This is a genomic window from Moorena sp. SIO4A5, from assembly GCF_010672005.1.
GTDB lineage: Bacteria > Cyanobacteriota > Cyanobacteriia > Cyanobacteriales > Coleofasciculaceae > Moorena.
Genome location: NZ_JAAHHZ010000075.1, coordinates 1 through 13728, shown reverse-complemented (window position 1 = coordinate 13728; position 13728 = coordinate 1). Strand labels below are relative to the sequence as shown.

Annotated in this window: 15 protein-coding genes; 9 read left to right on the top strand and 6 right to left on the bottom strand. The window is 44.9% G+C overall.

Annotated elements, in window-relative coordinates:
- The first annotated feature begins 305 nt into the window (after positions 1-305).
- Positions 306-1127, top strand: a complete 822-nt coding sequence (locus F6K57_RS21805) for a tetratricopeptide repeat protein (RefSeq protein WP_364303745.1) — start codon at positions 306-308, stop codon at positions 1125-1127.
- A 144-nt stretch (positions 1128-1271) separates the two neighbouring features.
- On the opposite strand, the gene F6K57_RS21800 is transcribed toward F6K57_RS21805, so the two are convergent.
- Entirely contained in the window at positions 1272-1673 is a 402-nt protein-coding gene (locus F6K57_RS21800; RefSeq protein ID WP_293026847.1) for a response regulator, read from the bottom strand.
- 668 nt (positions 1674-2341) lie between these two features.
- Here F6K57_RS21800 and F6K57_RS21795 point away from each other — a divergent pair.
- Complete coding sequence (locus F6K57_RS21795; protein ID WP_293070615.1) at positions 2342-4873, top strand: DNA topoisomerase (ATP-hydrolyzing); 2532 nt, start codon at positions 2342-2344, stop codon at positions 4871-4873.
- On the opposite strand, the gene F6K57_RS21790 is transcribed toward F6K57_RS21795, so the two are convergent.
- Positions 4842-5558 (bottom strand): response regulator transcription factor, encoded by a 717-nt coding sequence (locus F6K57_RS21790; RefSeq protein ID WP_293026853.1) that lies wholly within the window; start codon positions 5556-5558, stop codon positions 4842-4844. The two genes, F6K57_RS21795 and F6K57_RS21790, sit on opposite strands and share 32 nt — an antisense overlap.
- 218 nt (positions 5559-5776) lie before the next feature.
- Here F6K57_RS21790 and F6K57_RS21785 point away from each other — a divergent pair, with 218 nt between their 5' ends.
- A complete protein-coding gene (locus F6K57_RS21785) occupies positions 5777-7117 on the top strand; it encodes an adenylosuccinate synthase (RefSeq protein WP_293070613.1) in 1341 nt (446 codons plus the stop codon).
- A gap of 21 nt (positions 7118-7138) precedes the next feature.
- Here F6K57_RS21785 and F6K57_RS21780 read toward each other — a convergent pair whose 3' ends face one another.
- Entirely contained in the window at positions 7139-7264 is a 126-nt protein-coding gene (locus tag F6K57_RS21780) for a hypothetical protein (RefSeq protein WP_293070611.1), read from the bottom strand.
- 40 nt (positions 7265-7304) lie between these two features.
- Between F6K57_RS21780 and F6K57_RS21775 the strand changes: the two genes are divergently transcribed.
- Entirely contained in the window at positions 7305-7856 is a 552-nt protein-coding gene (locus tag F6K57_RS21775) for a 50S ribosomal protein L25/general stress protein Ctc (RefSeq protein ID WP_293026886.1), read from the top strand.
- 328 nt (positions 7857-8184) lie between these two features.
- Here the strand turns inward: F6K57_RS21775 and F6K57_RS21770 are convergent, their stop codons facing one another.
- The gene (locus tag F6K57_RS21770) at positions 8185-8334 is read right to left on the bottom strand and encodes a hypothetical protein (RefSeq protein WP_293026859.1); all 150 of its coding nucleotides are present in this window, start codon (positions 8332-8334) and stop codon (positions 8185-8187) included.
- A gap of 314 nt (positions 8335-8648) precedes the next feature.
- On the opposite strand from F6K57_RS21770, the gene F6K57_RS21765 reads away from it, so the two are divergent.
- Positions 8649-9674, top strand: a complete 1026-nt coding sequence (locus F6K57_RS21765; RefSeq protein ID WP_293026862.1) for an adenosine kinase — start codon at positions 8649-8651, stop codon at positions 9672-9674.
- Here the strand turns inward: F6K57_RS21765 and F6K57_RS21760 are convergent.
- Positions 9671-9838 (bottom strand): hypothetical protein, encoded by a 168-nt coding sequence (locus tag F6K57_RS21760; RefSeq protein ID WP_293026865.1) that lies wholly within the window; start codon positions 9836-9838, stop codon positions 9671-9673. The genes F6K57_RS21765 and F6K57_RS21760 overlap by 4 nt on opposite strands.
- 494 nt (positions 9839-10332) lie before the next feature.
- Here F6K57_RS21760 and F6K57_RS21755 point away from each other — a divergent pair, with 494 nt between their 5' ends.
- The 4 genes from F6K57_RS21755 to F6K57_RS21740 all read left to right on the top strand — a co-directional run bounded on the left by F6K57_RS21755 (position 10333) and on the right by F6K57_RS21740 (position 13236).
- On the top strand, positions 10333-10521 hold the full coding sequence (locus tag F6K57_RS21755; protein ID WP_293026868.1) for a hypothetical protein: 189 nt from the start codon (positions 10333-10335) through the stop codon (positions 10519-10521).
- A 186-nt stretch (positions 10522-10707) separates the two neighbouring features.
- On the top strand, positions 10708-11031 hold the full coding sequence (locus tag F6K57_RS21750; protein WP_293026871.1) for an excalibur calcium-binding domain-containing protein: 324 nt from the start codon (positions 10708-10710) through the stop codon (positions 11029-11031).
- A 699-nt stretch (positions 11032-11730) separates the two neighbouring features.
- Positions 11731-12675: a serine protease gene (locus tag F6K57_RS21745; protein ID WP_293026874.1), complete on the top strand. Its 945-nt coding sequence runs from the start codon at positions 11731-11733 to the stop codon at positions 12673-12675.
- Positions 12676-12834: 159 nt separating this feature from the next.
- Positions 12835-13236, top strand: a complete 402-nt coding sequence (locus tag F6K57_RS21740; protein ID WP_293026877.1) for a hypothetical protein — start codon at positions 12835-12837, stop codon at positions 13234-13236.
- A 160-nt stretch (positions 13237-13396) separates the two neighbouring features.
- Here F6K57_RS21740 and F6K57_RS21735 read toward each other — a convergent pair.
- The coding region (locus tag F6K57_RS21735; RefSeq protein WP_293070608.1) for an ABC transporter ATP-binding protein at positions 13397-13728 on the bottom strand (332 nt) is incomplete at its 5' end.

Below are 13728 nucleotides of genomic sequence, written 5' to 3'. Positions count from 1 at the left end.
CTTAGTGGAATGGGCATCTTAGTGGAATAGGCATCTTGCCTGTTCCACCCAAATCAACCTACTCCCCCGACTCCCGACTCCCGACTCCCGACTCCCGACTCCCGACCCCCCCACACGTCCCTTGCTCGGATCCTCTAGGATGACAGATGAAGCAGGAAAGTCCTATCGTGATGAGTAAAGCTAGAGCTATACCCTTCCGGGATTACTCTCAGTAGTTGCCTAACCTGTAGATTCACATTAAGCTAATTGTTCTTTGAGGCTGTACCGTGCCTAAATCTATTCCATTACTATCTATTCTTGTTCTGATGGGTTTGATGAGTTGGTCAGCACCAGTTGCTGGACAAGCACTCATTCCCTATACCCTAAAATTGGATTCAGAGGAACTCGAACAGCAGGGCTTAACTCTGGCTCAGGAGGCCATTCAGTTAGTCCGCTTTCAACAATACGACCTGGCCCTGCCTAAGGCCAAGTTAGCCACTCAACTTGCCCCCAACATCTATCAAACCTGGTTTATCTTGGGAACGTTGTACGTACAGTCCCAGGAGTTGGATCAAGGCATTGAAGCCTTGCAAAAGTCTTTCTCTCTGGCACCAGAAGAGGCTGGAGTGCTGTTCACCTTGGGGTCAGCCTATTTTCAAAAAACTGAATATAGAAAAGCGATCGCTCAGTTGAAAGCGGGTTTAAAACTCAAGCCCGATGTGCCAGAAGCCCTGTTTGACTTGGGTAACTCTTACTATATGCTGAATCAGTATACTGAAGCCATCGATGCTTACAACAAAGCTGTTGCCCAAGACAAAAACTTTTGGCCAGCCATCAACAACATTGGGTTGGTGAACTATGAACAAGGGGATGTGGAGAGTGCCATTAAACAATGGGAAGCAGCGATAGGGATTGATAAAGAGGCCGCAGAACCTCAACTTGCGATCGCTGTGGCTCTGTATGCCCAAGGGGATATCGAAAAGGCACTATTAATGGGAGAAGCGGCAATCCGCCTAGATAGCCGCTATGCTAACTTAGAGTTTCTTAAGGAAAACCTGTGGGGTAAGCGCCTGCTTTCTGAAACCGAAAAGTTTCTGGAAAATCCCAGAATCCAAGCCACCATTATCCAGAGTCAAGGTCTACCCTAAGCAGCCCAACTCCACCTGTCATGGGTGACTCCTAAAAACAGTGCTTGATCTCCATCAATTGCCAATAGGGGAGGGATCGCAACCAAATATGGGCAATCATCTCAAGGGGGGTGGTTTAAGATTGGCAATTTTCAAGAAAGGAATTTAATTGTCCTGGGGCAATAGAGCGATGATCTGATTAACAAACTGTTGATGGTCAACAACAGGTTTGGAGATGTAGTCATCGGCACCACTTTGCTTAAGGAAGTTTTCTCGATCCCCTTCCATCGCATGAGCAGTGACCAGAATAATCGGCAGTTGGGACGTTTCAGCATCAGCCTTAAGCATTTGGGTAATCTTAATGCCGTCTACTGATTTACCCTGATAAACACTATGAGCTAGGGAAACATCCATCAAGATAATGTCTGCCTCCCCAGCTTGGGCTATCTGCATTACTTCTTCTACATCTTCAGTATGCTTTACATTCAAACCGCCCCGCTTACTGAGAATCTTGGAAAAAACACGAGCATTAATCGGATCATCTTCGACAATCAGAACGGTTTTCATGGGTCTTGGATCAAGAGTGTCATTTTTGGCAAAAGTGTCATTTGATCATAAGTTTGACAGGGAATCGGTCATGTTGCTATTTCAAATGCAAGATGTCATCTTCTCAAGTCTACTTTCCCCAAATGCTTAGCTAACTAGTAATGTTCATGGGACTGATACAGGTGATAGGCGGCTTTTTACCAGGCAAGCTGACGCTCCAGGAAAAAGCCTTCCCTAACTGCATCCAAACCTAGATTATAGTGTCTTGGGGACAGTGGGCACAACGACTTGTTAGAAGCGAAGCTTCTGGCTGGGTTTTCCTTGAGCCTATTTCTTTGAGTCGTGCCCATAGTTATGCTTGGCAAAACCCACCACTATCTTAAGGCGGGAAATCGGCTTTGGAACCAGATGCTCAGATTTTATGTAAGCATTCAGCCGTCAGCCGTCAGCTTATTTTATTCAATAGCTGAGAGCTGAGAGCTGATAGCTGATAGCTGAGAGCTGATAGCTGAGAGCTGAGAGCTGAGAGCTGAGAGCTGATAGCTGATAGCTGATAGCTGATAGCTCAAGAAGAAATTCTCTTGTGCTGATCTTTGCGATCTTTTCGAGTACCGTAGCCTTAACGAGCGTGCAATTTCCCTATACCCTAAACCCCAACACCCTGTGGTCAATTCCTTGGAGGATTTTTGATGGCAAAACAGCTGAACCTAATGGGAAACAGTAATGTCATTCCCACAGCCCTACATTTGGAGATGCAACGGTCATATCTTGAATATGCCATGAGTGTGATTGTGGGGCGTGCTTTACCTGATGTCCGTGATGGGCTTAAGCCCGTACATCGACGTATCCTATATGCGATGCACGAATTAGGGTTAACCCCAGATCGACCATACCGGAAATGTGCTCGTGTGGTTGGGGATGTGTTGGGTAAATATCACCCCCACGGTGACCAAGCGGTGTATGAAGCGATGGTGCGGTTAGTCCAGGACTTTTCCACCCGCTATCCCCTCCTGGACGGTCATGGCAATTTTGGTTCGGTGGATAATGATCCACCAGCAGCCATGCGTTACACTGAAACCCGACTTTCTCCCGTGGGCGCTCAAGCCCTATTGTCAGAAATTGGGGAAGCAACGGTTGATTTTATCGACAACTTTGATAGCTCCCAGCAAGAGCCAGTGGTACTCCCGGCACAATTACCAATCTTGTTGCTCAATGGTTGCTCTGGCATTGCTGTGGGCATGGCAACCAATATTCCTCCTCACAATTTGGTAGAGATAGTAGATGGCTTGATTGCTCTGATTGACCGTCCCGATTTAGCAGATGAAAAACTCTGGAAATTAATTCCCGGACCCGATTTTCCCACTGGGGGGGAAATTGTGGCAGCTGAGGGGATTCGGGATGCCTATACTACCGGTCGTGGCAGTATACCCATTCGAGGCATCACCAAGCTTGAAACCATTCAAGTCGGTCGAGGGAAACGGGGGCAACGCAGGGCAATTGTAGTGAGTGAGTTGCCCTATCAGGTCCATAAAGCCGCCTGGATTGAAAAAGTGGCAGCTTTGGTCAATCAAGGGCGTATAGAAGGGATTAGCGATATCCGAGATGAAAGCGATCGCGAAGGGATGCGGGTGGTGGTGGAACTCAAACGAGATGCTCAGCCATCAGTGGTTCTCCAGCAGTTGTATAAGCAAACTCCCCTGCAAACAAACTTTGGTGCTATCCTGCTGACCTTGGTAGATGGACAACCCCGACAACTTACCCTGCGGCAGTTGTTAGAATCATTTATTAGCTTCCGAGAACAGACTCTAACCCGCCAATATACCTATGAGCAGTCCCAGAAAGAAAGACGTCTTCACCTGGTAGACGGGTTACTGGCTAGCCTCAATCAGCTGGATGCCATGATTGACATTCTCAGAAATGCTCCTGATGGTACCACCGCTAAGCTTTCCCTGCAAAACCAGTTAAACTTAAGTGAAATCCAGGCTGACGCAATTCTGGCCATGCCCATGCGACGGCTAACTGGCTTAGAACGAGAAAAGTTAGAGACCGAGCGTGAGGAACTTTCCCAGCGCCTGGAACAGCTGCAACAATTACTCAATGATCGGCGGGAATTGCTCAAAGCCCTGAAGAAAGATTTGCGATCGCTTAAACGGAAGTACGGTGATCCTCGCCGTACCCTAATCAACTCTATTGCTTCCACTGAAGAACAGCAAGAACAACCGATAGCTCCTCAACACAAGAGTAAGAAATCTGCTCAACCCCAAAAAACTCCTGATACCCTACCTAATGCTCCAACTGAGCCAGAACAAACACTTCTAGAATTTACCTACCAAGGGTATATACAGCGGCAAAGTGCCACAACACAGCCAAAATTACCGAAGTCAATTAAACAAGGGGAGGACTTTGTAGTTGAGGCTCAGCTGTCGCTCACTACACAAGAATTAATGGTAATCACTGCTTCTGGCAAAGCCTACCCAGTCAAAATTAGAGATATTCCACCAGCAGCTGGACGCAAGCAGGGCATTCCCTTGGTAAAGTTGCTGCCAACTTCGGTTCAATCAGAAACAGTTGTGGCTCACTTTAGGGTGCCAGATGACTTAGAAAACTTCACCCTAGTTTTGCTGACTCACCAAGGTAAAATTAAGCGTGTATCAGTGTCTGAGTTGACCAAACTAACGAACCGTGGTATGTTGCTTACCAAGTTCAGAAATGAGGATCAGCTACAGTATGCTAACCTATCTACTACTACAGCTACACAAGTGGTGGTAGCAACCAGCAATGGACGGCTGTTGCGCTTTGAGATTAATGACAAACAGTTACCGATTATGGGACGCAGTGCTCAAGGAAATCAAGCCTTGCGGCTAAAGGGTAAAGAAAAGCTGGTTGGCTGTGTTGTTTTAGGGGAAGAGGAAAACCTCTTACTGGTGTCTGAGCAGGGGTATGGAAAGCGCCTCCCCGCGCAGGCGATCAGGTTGGCTAATCGGGGAGACCTGGGAACTCAAGCGCTACAGTTTAAGACCGCTAAAGATGCTTTGGTCAGCATGGTCACCGATTCCATCGCCAATGAGGTCATGGTAGTCACTTCCGTTGGCGGTAAGCGTTTAGCAATGGAATCGGTTCCGATTTGGGGAAAAGATGGCACAGGCGATCCCATTGCCCAACTCAAGCCAGAGGAAAAAATCATTACTGTTACTCCTCTGGTTCAGGAGTTAACTGTTTAACTGGTTCAGGAGTTAACTGTTTAAGGCGATATCCCACACTGTGAACGGTTTCAATCAAATCTCTGGGTGCGCCAGCTAATCTCAGTTTGCGCCTCAAACTTTTGATGTAAGCGTTGACCGTCTCCTCTTCGGGAGGGTTTTCAAAAGACCAGACGTGCTCGATAATTACACTACGAGTCAGTACCCGCCGACCGTTGCGCAGGAAAAATTCGAGTAAACTATACTCCTTACGGGTAAAGTGGATAAGTTGGTGCTCATAGCTTACTTCATAGGTACTCGGGTCAAGACGCAAATCGCCCCACTGAAGTACTGGTGGTGCGATAGATTGACCTCGGCGCAGCAGAGCCCGAATCCGAGCGAATAATTCTGGTAAGTCAACTGGCTTAACTAGATAATCATCAGCCCCTGCATCTAGACCCTTGACTTTATCATTAGTGTTATCGCGACCCGTCAACATTAGAATCGGGATTTGATTGCCTTGGGCTCGCAATTTTCGACAAACACCAAAGCCATCAAGCTTGGGCAGAGTCAGATCTAGCACCATCAAGTCATAATCAAGCATTTGGGATTGCTGGCAAGCAACTTCCCCATTGGTAACCAGATCAACCACGTAACGTTGGTTGGTGAGGGCTTCGGATAAATTTTCAGCAAGGAGAATATCATCTTCCACTAACAAAATTTTCATTGTAGAAGTAGTTTTTTGTTAAAAATGACTGATAAGAGTACATAGGTAAAGTCTAAAAGAGATTGGAGTGGCGATTCTACGTCAAGACTAACTTATGTTACTATCGTTCCTCTCGTTCCTCCAGTTTCTGCGTAGATCAGCAACAGTAAAGTTGACAGCAGTCACAACCACTGTTCATAATTATCAGGTGGATAAACTTTAGCATTCAAAATAAACCCTTGGCTAACGTTGTTGTAATTGGTGCCCAGTGGGGCGATGAAGGAAAAGGCAAAATAACAGATCTGCTGAGTCGTTCAGCAGATGTAGTCGTCCGTTACCAGGGGGGCGTCAATGCTGGGCATACGGTTGTTGTTCAAGGTCAAACGTTCAAACTGCATCTGATTCCTTCTGGAATTTTGTATCCGGATACAGAGTGTATTATTGGTTCCGGTACAGTTATTGACCCAGAAGTTTTAATTGCCGAACTTGACCAACTTGAAGCACTGGGCATTTCCACTAAAAATCTGCTGATTTCAGACATAGCCCATGTCACGATGCCTTATCATCGATTGATTGACCAAGCATCGGAAGAGCGCCGGGGTAGGCAGAAAATTGGTACCACTGGTCGTGGCATTGGTCCGACCTATGCGGATAAATCAGAGCGTGCTGGTATTCGGATCATTGACCTGATGGATCCGGAAGTATTGGTAGAAAAGTTAACCTGGACGATTAATTATAAGAACGCTATTTTAGAGAAGCTCTATAATCTACCGCCGTTAGACCCAGCAGTTGTGATCAAGCAATACCAGGAGTATGCTGAACGGCTAGGCTCCTATGTGGTCGATAGTTCCTTGAAGATTTATGAGGCGATTGAGCAAAAACGCAATATTCTGTTTGAAGGCGCTCAAGGGACACTGCTAGATTTAGATCATGGGACGTACCCCTATGTAACCTCTTCCAATCCGGTTGCTGGTGGAGCTTGTGTGGGTGCTGGTGTAGGACCGACAATGATTGATCGGGTGATTGGTGTGGCAAAAGCTTACACAACCAGAGTCGGAGAAGGACCGTTTCCCACAGAGATTCACACTCGAGAAGGAGAGTTACTTTGTGAGCTAGGATCAGAATTTGGGACAACCACCGGTCGCCGCCGCCGTTGTGGCTGGTTTGATGCCGTCATTGGTCGCTATGCTGTTCGGATTAATGGTCTTGACTGTCTAGCGATCACCAAACTGGATGTACTCGATACCTTTGAAGAAATTAAGGTGTGCGTCGCCTATGAAATTGACGGTGAAATCAGTCAGGAATTTCCTAGCAGTACTAGCGTGTTTTCCCGATGCCAGCCCGTTTACAAAACCCTATCCGGTTGGCAAACATCTACTGCTGAATGTCGGTCTTTAGAGGATTTACCCACCGAAGCCTTGGATTATCTTAAATTCCTGGCAGAACTGATGAAAGTTCCTATTGCTGTGGTTTCCTTAGGAGCCAGCCGTGACCAGACAATTATTGTGGAAGACCCAATCCACGGTCCAAAGCGAGCACTATTGGATGCTAGCGGTACACCGATAACTTCGGGAGTTTGAGGGGGTCAGGGTGTCAGGGCGTCAAGGCGTCAGTCGGAGAGTTTGAATTTCAGTAGTTTCCGATTCGATTAAAAACCCTGACTCACCATTGAGGTCAGCACCCCCCTCGGTGGCGGAATCGACCGGTAGCTGACCAGTAATCGCCATTAAATTGGCTATATTATCTCGAAGAGTTAAATTCCTAGCGATGAATGTTACTGTAGAATGTCAAAAGCGACCAGAAGGTAGTAAGCCGAGAGCCTTACGCCGTTCTGGCTTGATTCCCACCGTACTTTACGGTCACAATGGTGCAGAATCTGTATCCTTAACTATGACGGCTAAAGCAGCAGAAGACTTGCTTAAAACAGCCTCGGTTAATAATACCCTGATCGAGCTCTCTATTCCTGACCTTTCCTGGAATGGTCCAGTGCTCCTGCGGGAAATACAATCTCATCCTTGGAAAAATTCCCTTTACCACCTCAGTTTTTTTTCGGTGGCTTCTCAAAATAAAGTAGAGGTTGTTGTACCTCTGAAGCTAGTGGGAGAATCCGTGGGAGTTAAGCAAGGTGGAATTTTGCAGCAAAGGCTTACAACAGTGAAAGTGCAATGTCCCCCAGATAAAATTCCCGAAACCATTGATATTGATATATCAAATTTGGAACAGGGTAAGATGTTCTACATTAACGAGTTAGTCTTGCCAGAAGGGATCCAGGTTATGGATGATCCTAAATTAAGTGTTCTTGCTATCACCTCTAAATAAAGCGTTGCACAATACAGGTAAGCATTAAGCTATCAGCCGTTGGCTGATAGCTTACCTTAAAGGGTGCATGTCAGTTTTGTTAATCCCTGATTCAGATCCCCCGTTTCCCTTAATAAGGGGGAATTTTAAATCTAATTCCCCCCTTTTTTAAGGTAGGGCTGTTTCAAAGAAAAATAAGTTAACGAGAAAAGGAGATAGGGGGATAGGGGGAACCCACCCCTAACCCCGACCAGGAGGGGATAGGGAAATAGCTCAAAATTTTCCGAAAAATCCCCAAATTTAGTCATTAAAATCTGACTAATTAGCCGGCTTCAATCAACTCAAATGACTAACAATTCGTGATTCGGCTTTTGAGTATGGTTAGATAAATTTGGCCAAAATCACGACTATTCGCGCTCCTTATTCCCCTCCTGGTCGGGGTTAGGGGTGGGTCCCCATCTCCCCATCTCCCCATCTCCCCATCTCCCCATCTCCCCATCTATTTTTGGCGAGAATGAAACAGCTTTTTTAAGGGGGGTTAGGGGGGATCTATGTACCTAATTACAAAGTTGACATGCTCCCTACCTTAAATCATATTTTGTTAATTGCCGATTGACCACTGATAATTTTCACTAAGAATTTTCAATGTTCAATTTTAAATTGACGAATAATGTTCCATGATAAGTATTGAACCGAAAACAATATCATTACTTTAGAAAGCAATGATAGGTTGGTTATATTTGTCTGATTAAGCCAGGGGAGAGTTAAAATTTCCCTGGATTTTTTGTGAATGATTAGTTGGATTGGAAGAAAATGACAGAAAACTCTCAACAGTCAAGACCTATTGATGTCTTTGGTGTCGGAAATGCTTTAGTCGATATTCTGGCACTGGTGGATGATGATTTTATCCGGGAACATGACCTGAATCGAGGGGCAATGACGTTGATGGATGCCCAAAAGCAGGCTATGATTCTACAGAATCTTGAGCATCAGCATGTGTCTGTGGAACTGAGCTCAGGAGGCTCGGCTGCTAATACTATGATTGCGATCGCTCAAAGTGGTGGTAAAGGCTTCTATTCCGGTAAGGTCTCTAGAGATACCAATGGGGAATTTTACCGACAAGACCTATTGGAGGCAGGGATTCACTTTGATGTGCATCCAGCTGAGCTATCTAGTGGTCCAACTGGTACCTGTGTGGTTCTAACTACGCCTGATGCTGAGCGTACTATGTGTACTCATCTGGGAGTGTCTACTACTTTGGCTCCTACTGATATTGATGTGGAACGACTCAGCCAATGCAAATATAGCTACGTTGAGGGCTATCTCTGGACGGGAGATGACACTCGCAAAGCTTGTATTGAGGCGATGGAACAGTCCAAGCTTAAAGGAGTAAAGAGTGCTTTTACCTTTTCCGACTTCTTTCTAGTAGAGAATTTTGCTGATGATTTCCGTAACTTGATTACAGATTATTGTGATGTGGTCTTCTGTAACGCGGCAGAAGCACGCCACTTCTGTGGAGTGGAATCCTTGTCTGATTGTGCTGGTAAAATAGGCGAGTTAGTGGATACAGCTTTTATCACTGATGGCCCTAATGGTTGTTTAGTGGTGGAAAATAAAACAATTTTCCAGGTGCCTGGATTCCCAGCTAAGGCCGTGGATACGGTAGGAGCTGGTGATGCGTTTGCCGGTGGTGTGTTGTTTGGACTCACCAATGGTTTGACCACTAAGCAAGCGGCACGTTGGGGAAACTATTTTGCTTCAAAAGTAGTACAAGTTCATGGTCCGCGTCTGGAGGGATCTCAGGCTGAGTCGGTCAAGGAAGTTGTTGGTAGCGATTAAGCTATTGTGCAAACGCAGTTTTCAATTGGGTTAGGTACTTTCTTCTTGGGTTTTAGGGAGCAGGGAGTAGGGAGTAGGGAGTAGGGAGTAGGAGTAAGAGTATGGGGAGTGCTAGATCCGGGCGTGGGGAGGGGCGGAGTCGAAAAAAATTCTGTGTACCTCACTCGTGATCAAAATTGCTATATTTAATTCGCAGCTTTTGATCATTTAACTTGCAACTGTTAATTAATTGCTATTTGTTAACAGTTGCAAGTTTACTGTTTATTTAATTAAAGGGTTTCTCATAGTAATAAGGTACACAGGATTTTTTCCTTATGCTCCCCCTATTACCTATTACCCATTACCCATTACCCATCACCATTCCCCATTCCCCATTCCCCATTCCCCAGATAAGCGTACTAATGTTGCTGCATAATTGACATGCTCCCAAGGAAACAGTCTGTCAAGTCGGGCGATCGGGGGAGAAATCCTAGACAAGTGGCGCGGGACAGAAAGTATTAATTGTGAAATTAAGAAGCCCGCGCTGTAACCAAGTTCAGCGCCGGGAGTATGTCACATGCTAAGTATGACCCACTGGCTTTCCGATAATTAGCGATCGCAAAAGCCAACCGCTACCAGTTACCGATACAAAATATTTACGCTCTGCGCACCAGAAGCTGTGTTATGCGTTCGCGTAGCGTGGCCTACGGCCAATCGCTTATTCTCTCGTCGTGGGGATGTGTCTGATGCTACGGTTGATTTGCTTAAAGGTCAACAGGCTGGATTTGAAGGGTTTACAGAAGAGGAACAATCGTTGGTGATTAGGTTGGATACTAGTCAGGATTGGGAATCCCAGTTGTTAAAGTAAGAAGAATGAACAAGGCATCAAGTATCAAGTATCAATTATGAAAGGTTAAGTATCAATTATGAAGGGTTAAGTATCAATTATGAAGTATGAAGGGTAAGAGCATCTCAATTAGGCTTGACACAAGGAGTTAGAAGAATCTAATCTATGGTCAATGAAACTTGAACTGAGAACTTGAATCATGTAATCATGATCCATACTGATAATAAAAATAACAGTCACAAATGGGAGCGATCTGATGTTATCGCTGCCTTGGCTTTAATAGTATCAATTTTGACTTTTGTATTTAGCTCTTCAGGACAGAGAGCACTATGTTCCATTGGACTTGAAAATGAAACCTGTCCTGAAATACCACCTTGTGTTGTGGGTACAGGTGATACTTGTAATTGCGCGGATTTTCAAAGTCAAAGACAAGCTCAATTATTACTGGAAACCTATCCCGGGGATATTCACAACCTTGATGGTGATCAAGACGGTATAGCTTGTGAGAAGCTCTTAAAAATCCAAAACTAAAGATGTACTTGGATGACTTACTTAGGCGTTTGATTGACTTCAGGTTATAGCCAAGGTTCAGAAACACCTGTTACCCAAGAGCTGGCGACCAATGCCAGTCGTTCATCTAGTAGTTTATCGATTACGTGGCCATTCAGGTTCGCTCGCTGTACGTGATTCTTATTCTCACAGGGCTTATCTAAGGATATAGGGGATATAGGGGATGTATTTACAAATTGTTAAGCTGTAGGTGTTGATGCCCTAATGTGTTATAGTTAAGTTGTAAAGAAAAATACAAATATGCGCTTATTATAAAGAAAAAAAGTTATTTATAATAAGGAATCAAGGTCTTCTTTGTGGTATCAAAGGCGAAAAACATCTATCATGCCAAATTTTAGCTAAAATCAGCAATCAGCTATCACGTTCTTGAGGGTTGGGTTGTTCAGGATAACTGATGTACTCCCGTCCCTGAGTTAAATACCTAAGTTTTCCTTGATTAAACAATTGACTATATAGCCCCATTCAGATTAGGACATTCCTAAACTCCGAAACGTAAGTAATCGCTTACTTTTGACTTCTGACTTCGTTCCTTCTGACTTGCGCGTAGCGCTATAAGTACCCTTTCGGGTACTGTCAAGCCTACTGCAACCTTGCGATTATGTACATGGAAAGAACATTCAATTGAGTTCTTGTTAGTAATTAATTGTAAGGATAATGGTTATGTCAGAAACTGAAATAGTTTCCAATCAAAGCAACCAAGCAAAGGAAATAGAACGGGAGGATCAGCAGCTCCATGAAATCACTTCCAGCGAAACTCAATCCCAGTCAATAGATATCGAAGACCAATTTGAGGGAATGATGGGTCGCGGTGAAATCGAACCAGTACCCAAATTCAATAAATCCCGAGCCCTTAATGAGGGTTTTGATTTCCAGGAAAGAATGTTGGTCACAGAGGATATGGAAAATCTTCCAGATGCTGGTGCTGGAGAATTCCAAAGGCCGGAGTCAGTATGTGGTAGTGACGACCGCATCCGCATTTCTTCACTTACTAGTATGCCCTGGCGATGGATTTGCCAGTTAATCATTACCAAAGCTAATGGGAGGCGGTCTCTGTGTACTGGCTGGTTTATTGGACCACGGACAGTAATGACTTCTGGACACTGCGTCTATAGCCATAGTGCTGGTGGTTGGGCCAGGAAAATTGAGGTCTTTCCTGGTATTGATGAAAACGAAGCTCCCTTGGGCTCCCAAGTTAGCACATCCTTCCGCAGTGTAAAAGGCTGGACACAAGAACAAGATGATGATTTCGACTACGGAGCAATTATTCTACCGGATGACACCCTAGGGAACCGAGTCGGCTGGTTCGGATTTGCCAATCTATCCGACGACTTACTCACAAATCTACTGATAAATAACTCTGGCTACGCTGGTGACAAACCATTTGGCACACAATGGTTCAATGCTGGTCGAATTACCAGAATCAGTGGTCGCAAGCTCTCCTATATGCTCGATACCTATGGCGGTCAAAGCGGTAGCCCAGTCTGGCGCTTGCAAGATGGTCAACACCATGTAGTGGGAATTCACGGCTATGGTGGCTGTCCTAACAGTGCTGTCCGCATCACTAAGTCTGTGTTTGATAATATGTCGGCTTGGAAAAATGTCTAATATGTCCGGGACTAATCATCATATCCCTGAGCGGGTAATGGGTAATGGGTAATGGGTAATTGGTAATTGGTAATTGGTAATTGGTCGTTGACGATTCACTATGATTTTATTACCTATTACCAATCCCAAAGGTAAACTAACAAAGGACAAAACTGTCAGATGACTACTAAACTACAAATTCGTTTTAAGTATTTTGGTTTGAGCAGTCTGATTGGATTAAGCCTGCTCTTTTCCGCTTGTAGCGCTCCGCAACCAGACGTTCCATCGGAAAACAATCAGGGTAATAATCCAGATAATAATCCAATAGAAAGGTCAACTGATGAACAAATGATTATCGAAGGTAAAATTGTCGCAGTTATGGAAAGCTTCCCTCTACAGTTAAAGGTAGAGACGAAGTCTGGTTCCTATAGTGTACAACTTCTTTCCGATACCAAAATCACTCGTCAAGGAGAAACTGTTGACCCAGGAAAATTAAGTCCTGATCAGAAGGTTCGGATTAAAGGTCAGAGTTCTGGTTCCAGTAAGTCTGCTATGACTGCTCAAACTATTGAAATCCTTTAGTAAGCTATCAGCGGTCAGCGGTCAGCGGTCAGCTTTGTGGAACAGGCTTCCAGCCTGTGAAGCATCGGTCAGCTATCAGCTGATAACTGTTCGCGTAGCGTGGGCGTAGCGCATAAACTGATAGCTGATAGCTGATAGCTGACAGCTGAATGCTCAGAAATTACCTTTGTTTGTCTAACAATGGAGCTGCCTCTAGCAAAGTTCTAGTGTAAGGATGCTCAGGATTAGTAAACAGGTCATGAGTTGGTTTCTTTTCAACAATCTGACCTTTGTTCATCACAGCGATTCCATCACAGAAAAATCGTGCTACCCAGAGGTCATGAGTAATAAACAAATAGGTAAGATTAAACGCTTCTTTCAACTCCAACATTAATTCTAATACTTGAGTTTGGACACTAGCATCCAGCATACTCACTGGTTCATCACAAATCACCAAACTAGGATGAGTAATCAATGCCCGAGCAATAGCAACCCGTTGTTGTTGTCCTCCAG